This window comes from Streptomyces cyaneofuscatus, assembly GCF_000718135.1.
GTDB classification, from domain to species: domain Bacteria; phylum Actinomycetota; class Actinomycetes; order Streptomycetales; family Streptomycetaceae; genus Streptomyces; species Streptomyces cyaneofuscatus.
The window spans coordinates 67,115-87,790 of record NZ_JOEM01000006.1; the positions used below are offsets into that span (position 1 = coordinate 67,115).

Annotated in this window: 19 protein-coding genes; 9 read left to right on the forward strand and 10 right to left on the reverse strand. The window is 71.5% G+C overall.

The window, feature by feature from the left end:
* Positions 1 to 43: 43 nt before the first annotated feature.
* A complete protein-coding gene (gene dacB / locus IF17_RS0111675; RefSeq protein WP_030564879.1) occupies positions 44 to 1,528 on the reverse strand; it encodes a D-alanyl-D-alanine carboxypeptidase/D-alanyl-D-alanine endopeptidase in 1,485 nt (494 codons plus the stop codon).
* 86 nt (positions 1,529 to 1,614) lie between these two features.
* On the opposite strand from dacB, the gene IF17_RS0111680 reads away from it, so the two are divergent.
* Both IF17_RS0111680 and IF17_RS0111685 read left to right on the forward strand, forming a co-directional pair.
* Positions 1,615 to 2,109, forward strand: a complete 495-nt coding sequence (locus IF17_RS0111680) for an inorganic diphosphatase (RefSeq protein ID WP_018514302.1) — start codon at positions 1,615 to 1,617, stop codon at positions 2,107 to 2,109.
* Between the two features lie 176 nt (positions 2,110 to 2,285).
* Entirely contained in the window at positions 2,286 to 3,989 is a 1,704-nt protein-coding gene (locus IF17_RS0111685) for a threonine/serine exporter family protein (RefSeq protein ID WP_030564880.1), read from the forward strand.
* Positions 3,990 to 4,108: 119 nt separating this feature from the next.
* Here IF17_RS0111685 and IF17_RS0111690 read toward each other — a convergent pair whose 3' ends face one another.
* Positions 4,109 to 4,816 (reverse strand): DedA family protein, encoded by a 708-nt coding sequence (locus tag IF17_RS0111690; RefSeq protein WP_030564882.1) that lies wholly within the window; start codon positions 4,814 to 4,816, stop codon positions 4,109 to 4,111.
* A 151-nt stretch (positions 4,817 to 4,967) separates the two neighbouring features.
* Between IF17_RS0111690 and IF17_RS0111695 the strand changes: the two genes are divergently transcribed.
* The 4 genes from IF17_RS0111695 (at position 4,968) to gad (ending at position 8,974) form a co-directional block, all read left to right on the forward strand.
* Complete coding sequence (locus tag IF17_RS0111695) at positions 4,968 to 5,333, forward strand: YbjQ family protein (protein ID WP_030564884.1); 366 nt, start codon at positions 4,968 to 4,970, stop codon at positions 5,331 to 5,333.
* Positions 5,334 to 5,430: 97 nt separating this feature from the next.
* Complete coding sequence (locus IF17_RS0111700) at positions 5,431 to 6,717, forward strand: ion channel protein (protein WP_030564886.1); 1,287 nt, start codon at positions 5,431 to 5,433, stop codon at positions 6,715 to 6,717.
* A gap of 125 nt (positions 6,718 to 6,842) precedes the next feature.
* Positions 6,843 to 7,466, forward strand: coding sequence for an NAD(P)H:quinone oxidoreductase (gene wrbA, locus IF17_RS0111705; RefSeq protein WP_030564888.1), 624 nt, complete (start codon positions 6,843 to 6,845; stop codon positions 7,464 to 7,466).
* Positions 7,467 to 7,546: 80 nt separating this feature from the next.
* Positions 7,547 to 8,974, forward strand: coding sequence for a glutamate decarboxylase (gene gad / locus IF17_RS0111710; protein ID WP_030564890.1), 1,428 nt, complete (start codon positions 7,547 to 7,549; stop codon positions 8,972 to 8,974).
* A gap of 6 nt (positions 8,975 to 8,980) precedes the next feature.
* Here gad and IF17_RS0111715 read toward each other — a convergent pair whose 3' ends face one another.
* From IF17_RS0111715 to IF17_RS0111730, 4 genes are all read right to left on the reverse strand, one after another.
* On the reverse strand, positions 8,981 to 9,826 hold the full coding sequence (locus tag IF17_RS0111715; protein ID WP_030564891.1) for an ABC transporter permease: 846 nt from the start codon (positions 9,824 to 9,826) through the stop codon (positions 8,981 to 8,983).
* Positions 9,823 to 10,788, reverse strand: a complete 966-nt coding sequence (locus tag IF17_RS0111720; protein WP_030564892.1) for a daunorubicin resistance protein DrrA family ABC transporter ATP-binding protein — start codon at positions 10,786 to 10,788, stop codon at positions 9,823 to 9,825. The genes IF17_RS0111715 and IF17_RS0111720 overlap by 4 nt, the downstream gene beginning before the upstream one ends.
* Before the next feature lie 89 nt (positions 10,789 to 10,877).
* Complete coding sequence (locus IF17_RS0111725; protein ID WP_030564893.1) at positions 10,878 to 11,519, reverse strand: PadR family transcriptional regulator; 642 nt, start codon at positions 11,517 to 11,519, stop codon at positions 10,878 to 10,880.
* A 45-nt stretch (positions 11,520 to 11,564) separates the two neighbouring features.
* On the reverse strand, positions 11,565 to 12,950 hold the full coding sequence (locus IF17_RS0111730; protein ID WP_244890457.1) for an MFS transporter: 1,386 nt from the start codon (positions 12,948 to 12,950) through the stop codon (positions 11,565 to 11,567).
* A gap of 65 nt (positions 12,951 to 13,015) precedes the next feature.
* Between IF17_RS0111730 and IF17_RS0111735 the strand changes: the two genes are divergently transcribed.
* Positions 13,016 to 14,023, forward strand: a complete 1,008-nt coding sequence (locus IF17_RS0111735; RefSeq protein ID WP_237667096.1) for a GlxA family transcriptional regulator — start codon at positions 13,016 to 13,018, stop codon at positions 14,021 to 14,023.
* 41 nt (positions 14,024 to 14,064) lie between these two features.
* Here IF17_RS0111735 and IF17_RS0111740 read toward each other — a convergent pair whose 3' ends face one another.
* Both IF17_RS0111740 and IF17_RS0111745 read right to left on the reverse strand, forming a co-directional pair.
* Positions 14,065 to 15,522 (reverse strand): aldehyde dehydrogenase family protein, encoded by a 1,458-nt coding sequence (locus tag IF17_RS0111740; protein WP_030564897.1) that lies wholly within the window; start codon positions 15,520 to 15,522, stop codon positions 14,065 to 14,067.
* A gap of 58 nt (positions 15,523 to 15,580) precedes the next feature.
* Positions 15,581 to 16,462 (reverse strand): helix-turn-helix domain-containing protein, encoded by an 882-nt coding sequence (locus IF17_RS0111745; protein WP_167344514.1) that lies wholly within the window; start codon positions 16,460 to 16,462, stop codon positions 15,581 to 15,583.
* A gap of 343 nt (positions 16,463 to 16,805) precedes the next feature.
* On the opposite strand from IF17_RS0111745, the gene IF17_RS0111750 reads away from it, so the two are divergent.
* Positions 16,806 to 17,309 carry an ATP-binding protein gene (locus IF17_RS0111750; protein WP_030564901.1) on the forward strand — a complete coding sequence of 168 codons (504 nt, stop codon included), beginning with the start codon at positions 16,806 to 16,808 and terminating at the stop codon, positions 17,307 to 17,309.
* A gap of 122 nt (positions 17,310 to 17,431) precedes the next feature.
* On the opposite strand, the gene IF17_RS0111755 is transcribed toward IF17_RS0111750, so the two are convergent.
* A complete protein-coding gene (locus IF17_RS0111755) occupies positions 17,432 to 17,668 on the reverse strand; it encodes a DUF397 domain-containing protein (protein ID WP_018514287.1) in 237 nt (78 codons plus the stop codon).
* Between the two features lie 275 nt (positions 17,669 to 17,943).
* Between IF17_RS0111755 and IF17_RS0111760 the strand changes: the two genes are divergently transcribed.
* Positions 17,944 to 18,486, forward strand: a complete 543-nt coding sequence (locus IF17_RS0111760) for a hypothetical protein (protein ID WP_030564904.1) — start codon at positions 17,944 to 17,946, stop codon at positions 18,484 to 18,486.
* A 56-nt stretch (positions 18,487 to 18,542) separates the two neighbouring features.
* On the opposite strand, the gene IF17_RS0111765 is transcribed toward IF17_RS0111760, so the two are convergent.
* Complete coding sequence (locus IF17_RS0111765; protein ID WP_030564906.1) at positions 18,543 to 20,669, reverse strand: FUSC family protein; 2,127 nt, start codon at positions 20,667 to 20,669, stop codon at positions 18,543 to 18,545.
* Positions 20,670 to 20,676 lie beyond the last annotated feature (7 nt).

Sequence of the window (20,676 nt, forward strand, 5' to 3'; positions counted from 1 at the left end):
CCCTTCGGGTGGGGTCTTCAAAGGACCTCCCGAGGAACGGGGCTCAGCCGCCCGGTCCGGTGAGGGCGGCGGCCAAGGCGTCGAGAGCGGCTTCGGCGGCTTCGGGCGCGGTGGAGCCGGCGGCGAGGAAGGCGAAGGCGAGGAGCCGGCCCTGAGGGTCGACGACGGTTCCGGAGAGGGCGTTGACGCCGCTGAGGGTGCCGGTCTTGGCGCGGATCAGGCCGGTGGCACCGGTGGTGCCGGTGCCGTCCTGGTAGCGGGTGCTGAGGGTGCCGGTGAAGCCGGCGACAGGGAGGCCGGTGAGGACGTGGCGCAGTCCGGGCCGCTCGGGGTCGGCGGCGCGGGCGAGGAGCGTGGTGAGGAGGGCCGGGGTGACCCGGCCCTCGCGGTCGAGTCCGCTGCCGTCCGCGAGGCGGGCTCCGGCGGTGGGCACCTGGAGCTTCTCCAGCTCGGTGGTGACGGCGCGGCGGGCGCCCGCGAAGTCGGCGCTCTCGCCCTTGGCGATGGCGGTCTGCCGGGCGAGGGCCTCGGCGATGTCGTTGTCGCTGTTGGTCAGGGTGCGCTCGACGAGGGCGGCGAGCGGGGCGGAGTGGTGGGTGGCGACGGTACGGGCCTTGCCGGGCGCGCGGGCCTCGCGGGGCGCGCCGGTGACCTGGACGCCCGCCTTCTTCAGCCGGTCGGCGAAGGCGCGGGCGGCGTCGCCGGCCGGGTCCTCACTGCGGGTGGCGGGGCCGCGGTCGGTGTCGTCGAGCCGGCCCTCGTCGACCATCAGGGCGGTGACGGGCGCGAGGTTGGGGTTCTTGCCGATGGGGTGGCGCTCCGGGCCGGTGTAGCGGGAGGTGTCGTAGGTGAGCCGTACGCCGGTGGCGTCGGCCTTCTCGACCGCGCGCGCCGCGGAGGCGGCCAGGGACTTCAGGGCCGCCGGGGTCAGGGTGGGGTCGCCGCCGCCGACGAGGGTGAGGGTGCGGTGGTCCTCGGAGAGCCGGACGGTGGTGGCGATGCGGTGGTCGGGGCCGAGGGCGGAGAGCGCGGCGGCGGCGGTGGCGATCTTGACGGTGGAGGCCGGGGTCATCGGGGTGGCCGCGCCACGCCCGTACAGCTGCTTGCCGGTGGCGGTGTCGACGACGGAGGCGGCGACCCGGGTGCCGAGTTCGGGTGCGGCGATGAGCGGGGCGAGGGCGGTGCGCAGACTCGCGGGGTCCTGGGGGGCGGAACGGGTGACGGGGTCGAGGGCGCCGAGGACGGCGGGGGCGCTGGGGGCCGGTTCGGGGGCGCCGGGGAGCCTGCGGCCGTGATGTACGCCACCTGTGTGGTCCGCGGCGGCTGCGAGCTGCCGCTCGGCCTTACGCTGACCGTTGTCCCAGGGACCGGCGGCGAGGACGGCGCCGGTGGCCACGACCAGGCCGAGCACGGCGGAGCCTGCGACGACCTGCCAGGTGTTGGACCCGTTGCGCTTGCTCTTCAGGTTCTTGATCCGGCCCCACGGGTCCGACGGGCGGTTCGACGGTTCTTCCACCGGCTCGGCCACCGTTGACCAGCCCCTTTCGCGAGCACTCTTCTGCGTGGGGGACACTTAACCACCAGTCGTATGTGTTGATCATGGAGGAGCCACCCGTGGAGTTCGACGTCACCATCGAGATCCCGAAGGGTTCGCGGAACAAGTACGAGGTGGACCACGAGACCGGTCGGATCCGCCTGGACCGTCGACTCTTCACCTCGACCAGCTACCCGGCCGACTACGGCTTCGTCGAGAACACCCTCGGCGAGGACGGCGACCCGCTGGACGCGCTGGTCATCCTGGACGAGCCGACCTTCCCCGGCTGCCTCATCAAGTGCCGTGCCATCGGCATGTTCCGGATGACGGACGAGGCCGGCGGCGACGACAAGCTGCTGTGTGTCCCGGCCTCGGACCCGCGGGTGGAGCACCTGCGCGACATCCACCACGTGTCGGAGTTCGACCGCCTGGAGATCCAGCACTTCTTCGAGGTCTACAAGGACCTGGAGCCGGGCAAGTCCGTCGAGGGCGCCGACTGGGTCGGCCGTACCGAGGCGGAGGCCGAGATCGAGGCCTCGTACAAGCGCCTCGAGGCGCAGGGCGGCAAGCACTGACGTACCTCTTCCGGTTCCGTTTGTGAGCCGGACGGCCGTACGCGAACGGGCGGTACACCTTCACGGGTGTGCCGCCCGTTCCGCTGTGCGCACCGCCTCGTCATGCGGGGGTCATGTCCGTGGCCATACTGGGCACACGTGCGCCCGGAAGATCAGCCGAGGAGGAGCGAGGTCGAGTGGTGGCGGAATCGGGCGGTCCTGAGGACCAGAAGCCCCAGTCCGACGAGGCACGGAGCGCTTTCGTGCCGCCTGCCGGGACGATGCAGCCGGTGTCGCCGCCCGAGGAGGACCATCCGACGTCGGAGTTCGCGATCCCGACCGGCGTGCACCCCGAGGCGAGCGGCTCGGGCGGTTCCGGCGGCGGCTCCACCGGTGGCCCGAACTCGGACACCCTGAGTTCCGCTTTCACCCCGCCGAGCTCGTACAACGCCCAGCAGGCGCCCCCCGCGTTCACCCCGGCGCAGGGCATTCCGATGGTCCGGCTGACCAAGGAGGCGCCCTGGCAGGACCGGATGCGCACGATGCTCCGGATGCCGGTGACCGAGCGCCCGGCCCCGGAGTCCATCCAGCGCACCGACGACGACACGGGGCCCGCCGTACCGCGCGTGCTCGACCTGACGCTGCGTATCGGGGAGCTGCTGCTGGCGGGCGGCGAGGGCGCCGAGGACGTCGAGGCGGCGATGTTCGCGGTGACCCGGTCGTACGGCCTGGACCGCAGCGAACCGACGGTCACCTTCACGCTGCTGTCCATCTCGCACCAGCCCTCGCTGGTCGACGACCCGGTGACGGCGAGCCGTACCGTACGCCGCCGGGGCACCGACTACACCCGGCTGGCGGCGGTCTTCCGGCTGGTCGACGACATCACCAGCGAGGATGCCGACGTCTCCCTGGAGGAGGCCTACCGGCGCCTCGCGGAGATCCGGCGTAACCGGCACCCGTACCCGGGCTGGGTGCTGACGGCGGCCGCCGGGCTGCTGGCCGGCTCCGCCTCCGTGCTGGTCGGCGGTGGGGTGCTGGTCTTCATCGTGGCGGCGGCGGGCGCGATGCTCGGCGACCGGCTGGCGTGGCTGTGCGCCGGGCGCGGGCTGCCGGAGTTCTACCAGTTCACGGTGGCCGCGATGCCGCCCGCCGCGATGGGGGTGGCGCTGACGCTGACCCATTCGACGGACATCCGGCCGTCCGCGGTGATCACCGGTGGGCTGTTCGCGCTGCTGCCGGGGCGGGCGCTGGTGGCGGGCGTGCAGGACGGTCTGACCGGCTACTACATCACCGCCTCCGCCCGCCTGCTCGAAGTCATGTACTTCTTCATCGGGATCGTCGCGGGCGTGCTGATCGTGCTGTACCTGGGGCTGCAGCTGGGGGCGCAGCTCAATCCCGAGGCCCGGTTCGTGGCGTACGACGAGCCGGTGGTGCAGATCCTGGCCTCGATGGCGTTGAGCCTGGCCTTCGCGGTGCTGCTCCAGCAGGAGCGGTCGACCGTGCTGGCGGTCACCCTGAACGGTGGTGTCGCCTGGATCATCTTCGCGGCGATGGCCCGGACCGGGGGCATCTCGCCGGTCGCGGCGACGGCGGTGGCGGCCGGTCTGGTGGGGCTGTTCGGCCAGCTGTTCTCGCGCTACCGGTTCACCTCCTCGCTGCCGTACATCACGGCGGCGATCGGGCCGCTGCTGCCCGGTTCGGCGACGTACTTCGGTCTGCTGGGCGTGGCGCAGAACGAGCTGGACACCGGGCTCGCCTCGCTGTCCACGGCGGTCGCGACGGCGCTGGCCATCGCGATCGGGGTGAACCTGGGGAGCGAGATCTCACGGCTGTTCATGGGGGTGCCGGGCGCGGTCGGCGGGGCGAGCCGCCGGGCGGCGAAGCGGACCAGGGGGTTCTAGGCCCGGTCCACGGAGAGCCCCGGCCTACGGAAAGCGCCGGCCTACGGAAAGCGCCCCTCCCCGCAGGTTCGGGGAGGGGCGCTTTCGTACGCGTACGCAGGCGTACGTACGGGGACGGGTCAGCGCTTGGCGTGGCGGCCGCGGCCGGTGGCCGGGGGGGCCGGCGGGCCGTCGGGGGTGCCCAGTGCCTCGGCGGCGGCGGCCTTCTTGCCCTGGCTGCGGGCGCGCAGGACCTCGACCACGATCGGCACCACGGAGATCAGCACGATCAGGACGAGGATCTTCTCGATGTGCTCGTGCACGAAGTCGATCTTGCCGAGCATGGCGCCGAGCACGGTGACGCCGACACCCCAGAGGATGGCGCCGACGACGTTGTAGATGACGAACAGGCGGTAGTTCATCCGGCTGACGCCCGCGATGATCGGCGTGAACGTGCGCACGATGGGCACGAACCGCGCCAGGACCAGCGACTTCGGGCCGTGCTTCTCGAAGAATTCGTGGGCCTTCTCGACGTTCTCCTGCTTGAAGAGGCGGGAGTCCGGGCGCTTGAAGAGGGCCGGGCCGACCTTGCGGCCGAAGAGATAGCCCACCTGGTCGCCGACGATCGCGGCGACGGCGATCAGCGTGCAGACGAGCCAGAGCGGGTACTTCAACTGTCCCGTGGTCACCAGCAGCCCTGTGGTGAACAGCAGGGAGTCGCCGGGCAGGAAGAAGCCGATCAGGAGTCCGGACTCGGCGAAGACGATGAGAAGAAGGCCGGGGAGGCCGAACGTATTGAGCAGATAGTCCGGGTCCAGCCAGCTCGGGCCGAGCGCAAGCGTATTCAAGGGTCCGGGCTCCAGGATGTGTGCGATGGGGGCTCTGTAGGCCGCCCCAAGCTATCAACGCCCGGTGAACGCCCTTGGTTCCAGTGGCGGACAGCGGAAAATGCGCATCCCTCGGAGCGGGGTGAGGCTGGACCCAGGAGGTGCCACAGACATGGGCATTGAGGATTTCGGCGGCGGTCAGACCGCCCAGGCGGATGTGCTGGTCGTCACCACCAATGACGTACCGGGCTACCAGGTGAGGCAGGTCATCGGTGAGGTCTTCGGACTGACCGTTCGGTCCCGTCACCTCGGCAGCCAGATCGGCGCGGGGCTGAAGTCGATGATCGGCGGCGAGCTGAAGGGGCTGACCAAGACCCTGGTCGAGACGCGTAACCAGGCCATGGAGCGGCTGGTGGAGCAGGCCCGGGCGCGGGGCGCCAACGCGGTCCTGATGATGCGGTTCGACGTGTCGGAGGCGGCGGATGTGGGGACGGAGGTCTGCGCGTACGGGACGGCGGCGGTGATCAGCAAGGCGTGACTCGGGGGAGGTGTGGTTCTGCCGGAGCGGTGAGGCGCGGTTCCGCTGGAGCCCTAATTAGGGCGGTTCAGGCGTTTCGTCGCTCTAGGGTGGGGCGGTGGCCCCCGAATCTCCCGCGCCTGCGCACCCCCACCCCCCGGCCGCCCCCGCCCGGCGGCTCCTGCCGCTCGTGCTGCCCGCGATCGCCGTCGGCATCGTCTGCGCGCTGATCCTGCTCGGGGTCAGCCTCCTGGCGGAACGGCTCCAGGACGTGCTCTGGGAGACCCTTCCCGACGCGCTCGGCGTGGGGCGGTTCTCCTCGCTCTGGATGATCGTCATGCTCACCGCGACCGGCCTCGCGGTGGGCCTGGTCCTGCGGGCCGTGCCCGGTCACGGCGGGCCCGACCCGGCCACCACCGGGCTGGTCGACGCCCCGATGCGGCCGGGCGTCGTCCCCGGGCTGCTCCTGGTGACCGTGCTGGCGCTGGCGGGCGGGGTGAGCCTCGGGCCGGAGAACCCGATCACCGCGGCCAACATCGCCCTCGCCTACTGGCTGGGCCGCCGCGCCGCGCCGGGTGCGCCGGCCGAGCTCTGGGTGGCGCTCGCCGCCGCCGGGACGATCGGCGCCCTCTTCGGCACCCCGATCGCCGCCGCGCTGATCCTCTCCGAGTCGCTGGCCTCGCAACCGGGGCCCGGGGCGTTCTGGGACCGGTTGTTCGCGCCGCTCGCGGCCGGTACGGCGGGGGCGCTGACCATGTCGCTGATCGCGGAGCCCAGCTTCGACCTCTCGCTCCCCGCGTACGCCGGACCGCACTGGGGCGACCTGCTCTCCGCCCTCCTCATCGCCTCGGCGGGCGCGCTCCTCGGCATGGTGGCGGTGTACGCGTTCCCGGTGGCGCACCGGGCCTTCCACGCGTTGCGGTACCCGGTGCTCGCCCTGACCGCCGGTGGGCTGGTGCTGGGGCTGCTCGGGGCGCTGGGCGGCCATCTGACCCTCTTCAAGGGGCTGGACGAGGTGAAGGAGATCGCCGCGGACCCGGACGGGTGGTCGGCCGGGGAGTTCGCGGTGATGGCGGTGGTGAAGATGGCCGCCCTGGTGATCGCGGCGACGTGCGGGTTCCGGGGCGGGCGGATCTTCCCGGCGGTCTTCGCGGGGGTGGCACTCGGCCTCTGCGCCCACGCCCTGGTCGACGCCGTGCCGCCGGCGCTCGCGGTCTCCTGCGCGGTGCTGGGCGTGCTGCTCGCCGTCACCCGGCAGGGGTGGGTGAGCCTGTTCACGGCGGCGGTGCTGGTCAGCGACGCGTCCGTCCTGCCGCTGCTGTGCGCCGCCACCCTGCCCGCCTGGCTGCTGGTGACCGGGCGGGCGCAGATGCAGCTGGACGGGGAGGGCAAGGCGCTGCGGTGAGGGGGAAGCCCCAGGGGCACAGGGCGGGGGCGTCCGGCGCGCCGGGTGCGGCGGATATCCGTATCGTCAGCTTCGTACCGCTACGCACCGGTTCGCCCTGATGCTGTCCCGACGGAGGTCCCCGCATGTCCACGCCCGTCAACGTCGCCGTCATCTACTACTCGTCCACCGGCACGATCACCACCCTCGCCCGGGCCATCGCCGAGGACGCGGAGCGGGCGGGCGCGCAGGTGCGGTTGCGCCGGGCGGCCGAACTCGCCCCGCAGTCCGCCATCGACTCCAACCCGGCGTGGGCCGCCAACATCGAGGCGACGGCCGACATCCCCGAGGTCTCGCCGGACGACATGGTGTGGGCGGACGCGGTGATCTTCGGTTCGCCGACCCGGTACGGGAACATCACCGCGCAGCTCAAGCAGTTCATCGACACCCTGGGCGGGCTCTGGCAGTCCGGGCAGCTGGCCGACAAGGTCTACAGCGGCTTCACCGCCAGCGCCACCGCCCACGGCGGCCAGGAGTCCACGCTGCTCGCGCTCTACAACACGATCCACCACTTCGGCGGCATCCTCGTCACCCCCGGGTACACCGACCCGTCGAAGTTCGTCGACGGCAACCCGTACGGCACCTCGCACGTGTCCGGGCAGGGCGACCTGCCGATCGGCGACGTGACCCTGACCGCCGCCCGGGTGCAGGCCGAGCGGGTCGTGAAGTTCACCCGGGCGCTGAAGGCCGGGCTCGCCGCCGAGAGCTGAGAGACCCGTGAGCTCCAGACGCCGCGAGCTGAGAGACCGAGAGCCGCAGAAGCCGAGAGCTGAGGAAGAGGACTCCCCCCATGCCGCTTCACCGAGGCGCCCACCCGCAGCGGGACGAACACTCCGAGGAGCGGCGCAGGCTCGCCCTCAACCCCTTCTTCGGCGAGGCCGATCCGACGGCCGCGATGAACACCGCGCCGCCCCGGCACCGGCTCCCCGACGGGCCGATGCCGCCGCTGACCGCGTACCGGCTGGTCCATGACGAGCTGATGCTGGACGGCAACTCCCGGCTCAACCTGGCCACCTTCGTCACCACCTGGATGGAGCCGCAGGCCGGGGTGCTGATGGGTGAGTGCCAGGACAAGAACATGATCGACAAGGACGAGTACCCGCGCACCGCCGAACTGGAGCGGCGCTGTGTGGCGATGCTCGCCGACCTGTGGAACGCGCCCGATCCCTCGACCGCCGTGGGGTGTTCGACCACCGGGTCGAGTGAGGCGTGCATGCTGGCCGGACTCGCCCTGAAGCGCCGCTGGGCCAGGCGGAACGCGGACCGCTATCCGGCGACCGCCCGGCCCAATCTGGTGATGGGCGTCAATGTGCAGGTCTGCTGGGAGAAGTTCTGCAACTTCTGGGAGGTGGAGGCCCGGCAGGTCCCGATGGACGGCGAGCGCTTCCACCTCGACCCGCAGGCCGCCGCCGAGCTCTGCGACGAGAACACGATCGGGGTCGTCGGCATCCTCGGCTCCACCTTCGACGGTTCCTACGAGCCCATCGCCGACCTCTGCGCGGCCCTGGACGCCCTCCAGGAGCGCACCGGCCTCGACATCCCCGTCCATGTCGACGGCGCGTCCGGTGCGATGGTGGCGCCCTTCCTCGACCCCGATCTGGTGTGGGACTTCCGGCTGCCGAGGGTGTCCTCGATCAACACCTCGGGCCACAAGTACGGGCTGGTCTACCCCGGGGTCGGCTGGGCGCTGTGGCGTACGGCGGACGAGCTGCCGGAGGAGCTCGTCTTCCGGGTCAACTACCTGGGCGGCGACATGCCGACCTTCGCGCTGAACTTCTCCCGGCCCGGGGCGCAGGTGGTCGCGCAGTACTACACGTTCCTGCGCCTCGGGCACGACGGCTACCGGGCGGTCCAGCAGGCGTCCCGGGACGTGGCCTGCGGGCTGGCCCGGGAGGTGGAGGAGCTGGGCGACTTCCGGCTCCTCACCCGGGGCGACGAGTTGCCGGTCTTCGCCTTCACGACGAACCCGGACGTCCACGCGTACGACGTGTTCGACGTCTCCCGCCGGCTGCGGGAGCACGGCTGGCTGGTCCCGGCCTACACGTTCCCCGCCAACCGGCAGGACCTGTCGGTGCTGCGGGTGGTGTGCCGCAACGGGTTCTCCTCCGACCTCGCCGCCCTGCTGATCGAGGACCTGAAGCTGCTGCTGCCCGAACTGCGGGCGCAGAAGCATCCGTTGAGCCATGACCGGGGGGTCGCGACGGCGTTCCACCACTAGGGACTTCTAGCGGCTCAGCCGCGCGAACTTCCCCACCGCCAGCGGGAAGAACACCGCCATGATCACCACCGGCCAGAGGACCGCCAGGAGTTGGGCGTGTTCGGCGGCCCAGGAGCCGGTGGCGCCGCCCGGGTTGCCGAACAGCTCCCGTACGGCGGTGGCGGTGGCGGACATCGGGTTCCACTCGACCACCGTGCCCAGCCAGCCCGGCATCGACGCCGGGGAGGCGAACACGTTGGAGAGGAAGCCGACCGGCCAGACCAGGATCTGGACCGCCTGCACCAGCTCGGGCCGCCCCGCCACCATGGCCAGGTGGATGCCGGCCCAGAGCATCGCGAACCGGAGCAGGAGCAGCAGCCCCACCGCGCCGAGCGCGGCCGCCACCCCGTTGTGCCAGCGCCAGCCGACCGCGTAGCCGACCCCGGCCATCACCGCGAGAGCCGCCACGGACTGGAGCATGTCCGCGGCGCTGCGGCCCACCAGGACCGCGCCCGGGACCATCGGCAGCGAGCGGAACCGGTCGATGACGCCCTTGCCGAGGTCCTGGGTGACCGCGAGCATCGTGCTCTCCAGGCCGAAGGCCATGGTCAGCGCGAGCATCCCGGGGACCAGGTACTCGGTGGGGTCGCCCGCCACGTCCCGGCCGCCGCCGACCAGGTACGTGAACATCAGGAGCAGCATCACCGGGAAGGCCAGGCCCACGACCACCGCGACGGGCTGCCGGGCCCAGTGGGCGAGTTCGCGGCGGGTCATCGTCCAGGAGTCGGTCAGGGCCCAGGTGAGGCGGGAGGGGCCGGTGCCGTGTTCCGTGCCGGTGCCGGTGCCGTGTTCCGTGCGTGTGGTCGTGGTCATGCCGCCGCCTCCGTCTCGCGTACCGGCTGTTCGCCGGAGGGCCGCCCGGTCAGCGACAGGAACACCTCGTCCAGCGTCGGGCGGCGCACCGCGATGTCCTCCGCCTCGATGCCCGCCTCCTGAAGCGCCCGGACCGCCCACGTCAGCGCCGCCATCCGGTCCGGGGCGGGGGCGCTGATGAGGCGGCGGTCCGGGTCGCGGAGGGCGTCCGGGGAGCCCAGCAGCCTGGCCGCCTCCGCCAGGCGGGCCGCGTCGCGCAGGACGATGTCGATCCGGTCGCCGCCGACGAGCGCCTTGAGCTGGTCGGACGTGCCTTCGGCGGCGACCCTGCCCTCGTCGATGAGGGAGATCCGGTCGGCCAGCTGGTCCGCCTCCTCCAGATACTGCGTGGTCAGCAGGACGGTGGTGCCGCCGCCGACCAGGGACCGTACGGCGCCCCAGACCTCGGCCCGGCCGCGCGGATCCAGGCCGGTCGTGGGCTCGTCCAGGAAGAGCACGGCCGGTTCGGTGATCAGCGAGGCGGCCAGGTCGAGCCGTCTGCGCATCCCGCCGCTGTACTGCTTGACCGCCTTGCGCCCGGTGTCCGCGAGCCCGAACCGCTCCAGGAGTTCGTCGGCCCGGGTGCCCGCCCGGCGTGCGCCCAGGTGGTACAGCCGCCCGAACATCTCCAGGTTCTGCCGGCCGCCGAGCTGCTCGTCCACCGCAGCGTGCTGCCCGAGCAGCCCGATCCGCCGCCGTACGCCGGAGGCCCGCTCGCGGACGTCGAGCCCGGCCACGGTGACCCGGCCCGCGTCGGGGCGCAGCAGCGTCGACATGATCCGTACGGCGGTGGTCTTGCCCGCCCCGTTGGGGCCGAGCACCGCGTGGACGGTGCCGGCTCCGACCGTGAGGTCCAGCCCGTCGAGGGCGCGTTTCTCCCCGTACCTCTTGTGCACGCCGTCCAGGACGATCGCTTCGGTCACGTTCCCCGCCATCCTTCGGTTGCCGCCTTGTAGTCAAACTTGACTAGCAGCTCGAAGGTAAACCCGGTCCGCCCATTCGTCAAACTTGATTAGCCGTTGTCCCCGGGGTCGGGGACACCCGTCGCGTAGGGGTTCTCCTCGCCCTCGGCGAGTACGCCGACGAACGGGTCCCCCTCGCCCGCGAAGGTGTACGCTCCGCCCTCGATCCGCTCGATCAGCCCCCGGGTCCACTCCGCGCCCGCGTCGGCCGAGTGCACCCACAGGTTCATGATCTCGCCGATGTGGCCGAGGGATTCGGGGCCCTCCTCGGGCGTGTAGTACTCGGTGACCGAGTCCCGCCACTCCTTCATCCCCTCCACCCGCTCCTTGAGCAGCTCGATCGCCTCGTCGCGGGGCAGGTCGACGATGAACCCGATGGCCGCCGAGAGGACGTCGAGGTTCTGGTCGTAGGAGCGGATGGCGTCGCGCAGCAGGGTGCGGTACTCCGCGAGCCCCTCCTCCGTGACCTCGTACTCGGTACGCGGCGGGCCGCCGGCCGTGGAGGGGGCCGTCTCATGCGCGAGGAGAAGCCCCTGCTTCGCCATCTGCTTCAGGGCGTGGTAGATCGACCCGGGCTTGGCGTTGGACCACTCGTGGGCGCCCCAGTACTCCAGGTCGTTGCGGACCTGATAGCCGTGCGCGCGGCCGTGCATGCGCACAGCGCCGAGGACCAGCAGCCGGATCGCGGACATGGCACCCATCCATCCCGTCCCGGGGGCCGACCGCTCCCGGGGCTCCTATTCAACTTTGACTAGGGTAGCCCGTACGGCCGGGGCCAGCAGCGCCGCCACCAGGCACCCGGCGCTCAGGGCCACCCACACCACGTCGTACGTACCGAACACGTCCCGTGCCGTCGCTCCGAGGAAGGCCGAGGCCCCCGCACCCAGTTGGTGGGCGGCGTTGGCCCAGCCGAAGACGATGGGGCCGTCGGTCCCGTATGCGCGGCGGCAGAGCTCGATGACCGGCGGCACGGTCGCCACGTCGACCAGGCCGTAGACGAACACGAAGAGGAGCATCGGGGCCGTCACCGCGGAGGAGAACAGCGCGGGCAGAGCCAGCAGGGTGAGCGCCCGGAGAGCGAAGCAGACGGTCAGCAGACGGCGCGGGTCGAAGCGGTCGGTCAGCCAGCCGGAGAGGAGCGCGCCGAGGGCGGAGAAGACGCCGATCAGGGAGAGCAGCGAGGCCGCCGCCGTCACCCGCATCCCGTGATCGTGCGCCGCCGGGGCCCAGTTGGACCACATGATGCCGTTGGTGGACACTCCGCAGAGCACGAACATCCCGGCCAGCAGCCAGAACGGGCGGGTGCGCAGGGCACCGGCCAGCACCTTCAGCGTACGGGTCGCGGCACCGGGAGATGGGGGCGGCGCGGGGGTGAACTCCCTTGCTCCGTAAGGCTTTACGCCGACATCGGCCGGGTGGTCGCGCAGCGCCAGGAACACCAGGGCGGCGACGGCGAGCGCCACCAGCGCCAGGGTCACCACCGGGGGCCGCCAGCCGTGGCGCTCCACGGACCCCGCCAGCAGCGGCAGGAAGAGCAACTGGCCCAGGTGGCTGGAGGAGCTGAGCGCCCCGGTCACCAGACCCCGGCGCCGGTCGAACCAGCGGGCGGTGACGCCGGCCGCGAACGTCATGGTCAGGCAACCGCTGCCGAGGCCGATCAACACACCCCAGTACGCCACCAGTTGCCAGGGACGGGTCATGAAGGCGGTGAGCACGGCGCCCGCCGAGACGAGCAGCAGCGCGCCGCCGACCACCCGGCGGACGCCCACCCGGTCCATCAGGGCGGCCGCGAAGGGGGCGGTGAGGCCGAACAGGACCATGTTGCCGGAGGCGGCGAGCGCGACCTGGCCCCGGTTCCAGGCGAACTCCTCGCCCAGGGGCGTCACCAGCAGCCCGGGCACGGTCGTGAACGCCCCGGCGGTGACGATGGCCGCGCCGGCGACGGCGGCGGTCAGCCAGGCGCGGTGGAGGCGGGGGGCCGGTGCGGTGGGCTGGTCCGTGGTCCGGTCCTTGGCCTGTTCCGTGGTCCGGTCCTTGGCCTGTTCCGTGGTCCGGTCCTTGGTCTGTTCCGTGGTCCGCTTCGTGGGCTGTTTCGTGCTCTGTTTCGTGGTCGCAGGGGCCATGAGGTCAGCCTGGCGACCGGTGGCCCACCGCTGCGAGTGTCCAGATGGACCAGGTGCGCAAGAATATGGCCATGCCCACGGTCTTCACCCACCCCGGACGGCACCGCGTCGCCGTCCTCGCGCGCGCTGTCCTGCTCCCCATCGAGCTGGGAATCGTGCATCAGCTGTTCGGCCAGGCCAGAGCGGGTGGCACGGTGGACGGGAAGCCGCTGTACGAGGTCGCCACCTGCTCCCTGGCGGCGGGGGACGTGGGCACGGACGGGGACTTCACGGTGGCGGTCCGGCACGGGCCGGAGGCGCTGGCCGAGGCCGACACGGTGATCGTGCTGTCGTCGTACGAGGACTATGCGCAGGACACCCCGGCGCTCACGGCTCCCCTCGCCGAGGCCTTCGCCCTCATCCGGCCCGGCACCCGGACCGCCTCCATCTGCACCGGCGCCTTCGTACTGGCCTCCGCCGGACTGCTCGACGGGCACACCGCGACCACGCACTGGCGCTACACGGACCTCTTCGCCCGGCTGTTCCCCCGGATCGAGCTGGATCCGGACGTGCTCTACACGGACGGAGGCAGCGTCCTGACCTCGGCGGGGTGCGCGGCCGGCATCGATCTCTGCCTGCACATGATCCGGCGCGACCACGGGACGGCCGTCGCGGGCGATGTGGCGCGGCGGACCGTCGTACCGCCTCATCGCGAGGGCGGGCAGGTCCAGTACATCCGGCGGCCCGTGCCGCCACCCGCTGCGTCCGGCACCTCGGCCGCCCGCGCGTGGGCCCTGCGGCGGCTCCAGGACCCGATCACACTCGGGCAGTTGGCGGCCCGGGAGGCCATGAGCGTACGGAACTTCAACCGGCGCTTCCGTGAGGAGGTCGGCACCACGCCGATGACCTGGCTGAACCAGCAACGCGTCGAGCTGGCACGGGAGTTGCTGGAGGATTCCGACCTGGCCGTCGAGCAGGTGGCCGAGCGGACCGGGCTCGGGTCGGCGGCCAACCTGCGGCGCCACTTCCAGGAGGCGCTGGGCGTCTCGCCGAGCGCCTACCGTACGACGTTCCGCGGGCCGCCGGTCCGGTGAGGCGGCACGCTGCAGGTTGCGTGCTGCCAGGAGGCGTCCCGTCAGAACGGGAAGACCGAGCGGCCGTGCTGGATCGACATCCACTTCTGCGTCGTGAACGCCTCCACGACCGCCTCGCCGTTCAGCCGCCCCATGCCGGACGTCTTCTCGCCGCCGAACGCCACCAGCGGGTCGTCCTGGACGGTGGAGTCGTTGACGTGGAACATCCCGCTGACGATCCGCTGCGCGAACCGCACCCCGCGCTCCGCGTCGCCCGTGTGCACGGCGCCGCTGAGCCCGTAGGGGCTGTCGTTGACGATCGTCACGGCCTCGTCCTCGCCGTCGAACGTCATCAGCAGGGCCACCGGGCCGAGAATCTCCTGCGTCAGCAGCGGGGAGCCGTCGGGGAGGTCGGTCAGGACGGTCGGCTCCACGACGTTGCCGCGGGTCCGGCCCCGTACGAGCGCCGTCGCCCCGTCCGCGACCGCGCGGTCGACCAGTGCGGTCAGTGCGTCGGCCTGGAAGGCGTTGAAGACCGGGCCGATCCGGGTCTCCGGGTCCCTCGGGTCGCCGGACTTCAGCGCGGCCACCTCGGCGGTGAAGCGCTCGGTGAACTCGGCGGCCACCGAACGGTCCACCAGGATGCGGTTGGCCGCCATGCTCACCTGGCCCTGGTAGAGGAAGCGGCTGAAGACCGCCGCCCGGACCGCGTAGTCGATGTCGGCGTCCTCCAGCACCACCAGGGCGCTGTTGCCGCTGAGTTCGAGGATGGTCCGCTTGAAGAACCCGGCCGCCGTCGCGGCTATGTGGCGGCCGACCCGGTCGGAGCCGCTGAACGAGATCACCTTGGGCACGGGGTGCTCGATGAACGCGTCGCCGATCTCGGCGCTGTCGGTGATCAGGACGTTGAGCAGACCGGCCGGCAGCCCGGCGTCCTCGAATATCCTCGCGATCAGTCCGCCGCCCACGACGGGGGCGCTCTGGTGAGGCTTCACGACGACCGCGTTACCGAGCGCCAGGGCGGGCGCGACCGACTTCATCCCCACCAGGAAAGGGAAGTTGAAGGCGCTGATCACGCCGATGACGCCGACGGGGAGCCGGTACAGGCGGTTCTCCCGGCCGTCGGAGACCGCGGGCAGCAGACGGCCGGTGGGCCGCAGCGACTGGCGGACCGCCTCGCGCAGGACCTCGCTCGCGCCGCGCACCTCGTACGCGGCGCGCAGCCGGGTGCCGCCCAGCTCGTCGATGATCGCCTCGGCGATCTCGTCGGCGCGCTCCCCGGTGATGCGCAGGGCGCGCTCCAGGACGGCCCGCCGCTCGTACGGGTTGGTGGCGGCCCACTCCTGCTGCGCCCGCTCGGCCGCCCGGTAGGCCTGGTCGACCTCCAGCGCGGTCGCCACGGTGACGGCGGCGAGTTTCTCACCGTTGTAGGGATTGAAATCGATGATGTCCCATGAGCCGCTGCCCGTGCGCCACTCGCCATCGATGTACTGGTGGGCCAGTTCATGGAAGAAGGACATGCAATCCCTTACTGCAGGCGTTCGCAGACTCCTGATGTGACGTCATCGTAACGACAAATCACGTCAGTTGGAGGAGTCCTCGCAGGAGATCGCGGCTCTCCTCGGGACCGGGACTGTCCTTGCGCAGGCACCCCATGGCCTTTTCGTACTGCGCGACTTCCTCGGCCTTGTCCAGATAGAGCGCACTTGTCAGCTGCTCCAAATAGACAATGTCCGACAGGTCGGATTCCGGGAATCGGAGCATCGTGAACGAACCGCTCTCACCCGCATGCCCTCCGTAACTGAAGGGCATCACCTGGAGTGTGATGTTGGGCTGCTCCGACATGTCGATCAGGTGGCGCAATTGGGCGCGCATCACCTCGCGTTCGCCGTACGGGCGGCGGAGCGCGGCTTCGTCCAGGACGGCGTGGAAGACCGGGGCCCGTTCGGAGACGAGCACCTTCTGGCGCTCCAGGCGCAGGGCGACGCGGCGCTCGATGTCGGCGGCCGGGGCGCCGCGCATTCCGCGGGCGACGACGGCATGGGCATAGGCCTCGGTCTGCAACAGGCCGTGCACGAACTGGACTTCATAGATACGGATGAGGGAGGCCGCTCCCTCCAGACCCACATAGGTCTGGAACCAGCCGGGCAGCGCATTGCCGTAACTGTGCCACCAGCCCGCCACATTGGCCTCGCGCGCCAGACCGAGGAGCGCTTCGCGCTCCGCGACATCCGCGACACCGTAGAGCGTGAGCAGATCCTCGACGTCCCTGGCCTTGAAGCTCACCCGTCCCAACTCCATGCGGCTGATCTTCGATTCGGAGGCCCGGATGGAGTAGCCGGCCGCCTCACGGGTGATGCCGCGCGACTCCCGCAGCCTTCTGAGCTGAGAGCCCAGCAGGATGCGCCGCACCACCGATCCACTCGACTCGCCTGCCGACACTGGTCCGACCCTCCCCATCGCCCACTCGGGGCGCCCCCAGAACCCCTCGACCCCGAAGCCACGGATTCTGCCACCAAAACGCTTCAGCCCGTACTCATTCGGTTACGGAAATGGGAAGACGTCCGGAAAGCTCCGAAACTGCCCGACGGAAGAAATACCCCGGAATCACCACGGTACCGGGCAGGTCCGGCGCGTGCACGTGCATCTGCCCTTGCATCTGCTGTGCGCATTGGGAAGCATGACCCCTGCGCACCTGCGTGCTCGTGTTGTGCCGCTGTACCCCCCGCAGTACCGCTGACAGGCAGTGCCGCTACAGCCGCGAATCCCGGGAGTGCCTCGTATGGGGACGAATGGATCGACGATGCTCGAGCCGTTACGGCAGGGGCTTCCCCCGACCGACCCCTCAGGGGTCGCCGGCTCGGCCTCCTGCGCTCTGCCCGCACGTTACGAAGCGGTCGGCGGAGCACGGCAGTTCACCAGGTCCACCCTGGAGCGGTGGGAGCTGAGCGACCGTTTCGACGATGTCGCCCTGGTGGTGTCCGAGCTCGTCACCAACGCCCTGCGCCACGCGCTGCCGAGCGACCCGCCCCGGGAGTTCCAGGACCCGCCGGTGCGGCTGCATCTGATGCGGTGGAGCTCGCGACTGGTCTGCGCGGTGCGCGATCCCAGCCGGGAGAGCCCGGTGGCGGGCGAGGCGGCGGATTCCGCGGAGTCGGGGCGCGGACTGTTCCTGGTGGAGTGCGTCAGCGACAGCTGGGGGTGGCACCCGTCACCCGCGCCTGCCGGTGAGCTGCCGTCAGTACCCGTGTACGGCAAGGTGGTCTGGGCGCTGTTCCGGCTCTCGGCCTGCTCGAAGAACGAATAGATCCACCAGATCCGCACCGCGTCACCCAGGGCCGCCCGGCCGCCGGTTTCAGCCTCCGGCCGTCTGGCGGCCTTCGGTCGTCCGGTGTGCTTCGGCCGTCCGGTGGGCTTCGGTCATGGGCCTCAGATGGCCAGGTGGTCGAACTCGCCGTCCTTGACGCCGAGCAGCAGCGCCTCGATCTCGGCCGGTGTATAGACGAGCGCGGGCCCGTCGGGGTGGCGCGAGTTCCGCATCGCCACATCGCCTCCGGGCAGTTTCGCGAACTCCACGCAGGATCCCTGGGAGTTGCTGTGTCTGCTCTTCTGCCAGACGACTCCGCGAAGCTCTGTGGCCGCCATGCCGTTGTACACGTGGTGCACAGGACGCTCCCCGAGTTGCAAAGTGCAAGTGTCAACTAGATCGGATCATAGCTCTGTTCATATGCCGATGCATGAGCAGATGCACGTGCACGCGGGGTGTTGCTGCGATTACAGGTTTTCCTTCCCGGAGAAGGCCTTGGAGGAGATCCTGAAGGAGACCCCGGAGGAGAGACGAACGGCACGCCTATTTGGCTCCCGATTAACGGAGTTGGCCGGAAGAACCTTGGTAACGTGGCGCGGTCTTTCGACCGGAAAACAGCAAGGGGGAACTCCACGTGACCAGCTTCGTACGCACCGGAGGTGTCGTGGTCGCCGCTCTGGCCGCCTCATGGGCGCTGACCGCATGCGGCAGCGACGACGACGCGGGCAAGGGTTCCGGCTCCGACGCGGGGTCGAGCGCTACGCCCGGCGACGGCCAGGGGTCGGGCGGCGGCGCCGGTACGGACGCCGCGGCGCTGGAGGGCACCTGGGTGGGGCTGACCGGCGGCAAGAACGTCACCGTCTCCATCACCGCGGGCAAGGTCGCCCTCGTCGCCGACCAGGCCGTCTGCCAGGGCGATGTGAAGGACATGGGCGAGGTGATGCTCGCGCTGAAGTGCACCGGCGGGGCCGACGACCGCACCATGGGCGCGATCGAGTCCAACGACGGCAAGAAGCTGGTCCTCTCCTGGGACGGCGGGGTGAAGGACACCCTGACGAAGGCCGCCCCGGGCGAGCTGCCGACCGATCTGCCGTCGCTGCCTTCGGACCTGCCGTCGGATCTGCCCTCGGACCTGCCGTCGCTGCCGGAGATGCCCGAGGTGCCGTCGGCGTCCTGAGGCCCCGGCCTCTCGGCTTCTCGGCTTCTCGGCTTCTCGGCTTCTCGGCTTCTCGCTCAGTTCTCCGCGAGGGTGCTGCTCACCCGGGTCGAGCCGCCGCGCTCGTCCAGGGCCCGGGTGAACTCCTCCAGCGCGTCCAGAAGCAGCGCGGCGCCCCGGCGCACCACCGGGTCGCCGACCGGTGTCGTCCCGTCCTCCGTCGGCGTCGGCACGTCCCAGTGGGCCACCGCGTCCACCACCGGCTGCCAGTCCGGCAGCCGCCGCTCCCGTACCGCCTTCGCGCCCTTCTCGGTGGCCCGGCGCAACGCCTCCGCCAGCTGGGCGGCGCCCGGCACCGGGTCGGCCGAGCGGGCCGGAAGGTGGGCCTCCAGCACCATCGCGGACCGGCCGAGCTGGGCCAGGGCGTGCTGGGCGTCGGTGGCGGCGGCGCGGGAGATGCCCCGGTGGCGTACGGGTTCGTGCTGGGCGGTCGCCAGCGCCTCCTGCCAGGCGACCCTGGCCTCGCGGGTCGCGATCAGGGCGTCCCGTACCTCCTCCAGGTCGCGGTGGGCCGGATCCGCGTACCGGTCGACCACCGTCGCCGCGTACCGCCCGTCCGCCACCAGCCACTCGGCCAGCCGGTTGCGCAGCCGCGGCGTCTCCCAGGCCGGGTAGAGCGCGTACGCGACCATCGCGAGGAGCCCGCCGACCAGCGTGAGCACGATGCGTTCGGTGACGGTCTGGGACCAGTCGTCGCCGGCCATGCCGAGCAGGAAGACCACGTAGGCGGAGACGCAGACCTGGCTGACGGCGTACCCGGTCCGCATCAGCAGGTACATCAGCCCGGCGCAGACCACCGCCAGGAGCGCGGAGAGCCGGGCGTCGGGGCTCGCGGTCTGCACGATGGCGGTGGCGAGCCCGACGCCGATCAGGGTGCCGCCGAAGCGGGCCACGGAGCGGCCGTACGTCTGCGAGAACTCCGGGCGCATCACCATGACCGCGGTCATCGGCGCCCAGTAGCCGTGCCCGAGCGGGAGGGCGGCGCCGACGAAGTAGCCCACCACGGCGACCACGGCGACCCGGATCGCGTGGCGCAGGATGGGCGAGTTGTGGTGCAGCTCCCGGCGCATCGATTTCAGGACGACCGGGACCAGCCGCAGCAGGGTGGGGCGGTGGCGGGTGTCGGGGGCGAGGTGTTCGGGGACACCGCTGTCGGTGCCCGTGCCCTCCGCGATCTCCAGGACGTCGTCCAGCAGGGCGGCGAGGCGGTCGGCGGCGCGGAGGGCGGGGCCGACGAGGATCACGTCGTTGTCGGGGGTCTTCAGGACGCCCAGGTCGGTGGCGGAGAGGTGGACGGGCTCCCCGTACCGCACGGCCCGCGCGGCGGCGTCGAGCACCGACCCGGCGGCGCCGAGCAGCTCGTTCACCCAGGCCCGCTCCAGGCCGTCGGCCGGTACGCCCATCGCCGGGTCGGCCAGCGAGGCGAGGACCGGACGCAGCCGTTCCGCGATGCCCCGGGCGCCGTGGAGCTCGGCGGGGCGGCGGCGGGCCTGGCGGGGGGTGACGGCGGCGGCGCTGCGGGCGGTCATCAGGGGCAGCGGGTCGAAGGGGGCGACCGGGTCGTGGCGCAGGCGCCGGGCGTAGTCGGCCTCGGCGGCCAGCGCGTCGGCGAGCGCGTCGCGCTGGGCGCCCCATCTCCGTACCGGGAACAGGACGATCAGCGCCGCCTGCACCACCCCGCCGACCAGGATCATCCCGGCGTGGGCGGCGGCGTCCACGACGGAGGTCGGCAGGGTGATCGTCACCAGCATGATCGCGACGTTGGACGAGGCGATGATGCCGCCCGTCGGGCCCGCCGCCCAGGCCAGACCGGCGAGGAACGTCCAGGCGCCGAGCAGGCAGAGGAAGAGCACGGGGTGCGAGGCGGTGACATAGCCGAGGAACGTCGACACGGCGAGGCTGGCACCGGAGACGAGGGCCAGCACCGGGCGTGGGCGCCAGCTGCGCTGGAAGGTGGCGATGGCCGCCTGGAAGGCGCCGAACGCCGAACTCGCCGCGATCTCGGGCCCGAAGAGCACCAGGCTCGTACCGACGACGAGGGCGAGCCCGGCCGCCCCGCGGAAGGCGATGAGCGGTTCGAGTCTCTGCCGCTCGATCTCCAGCCCCGAGCGGGCGGTCTCCTTCAGCGCCCGGAGCCAGCTCATGGGCCGA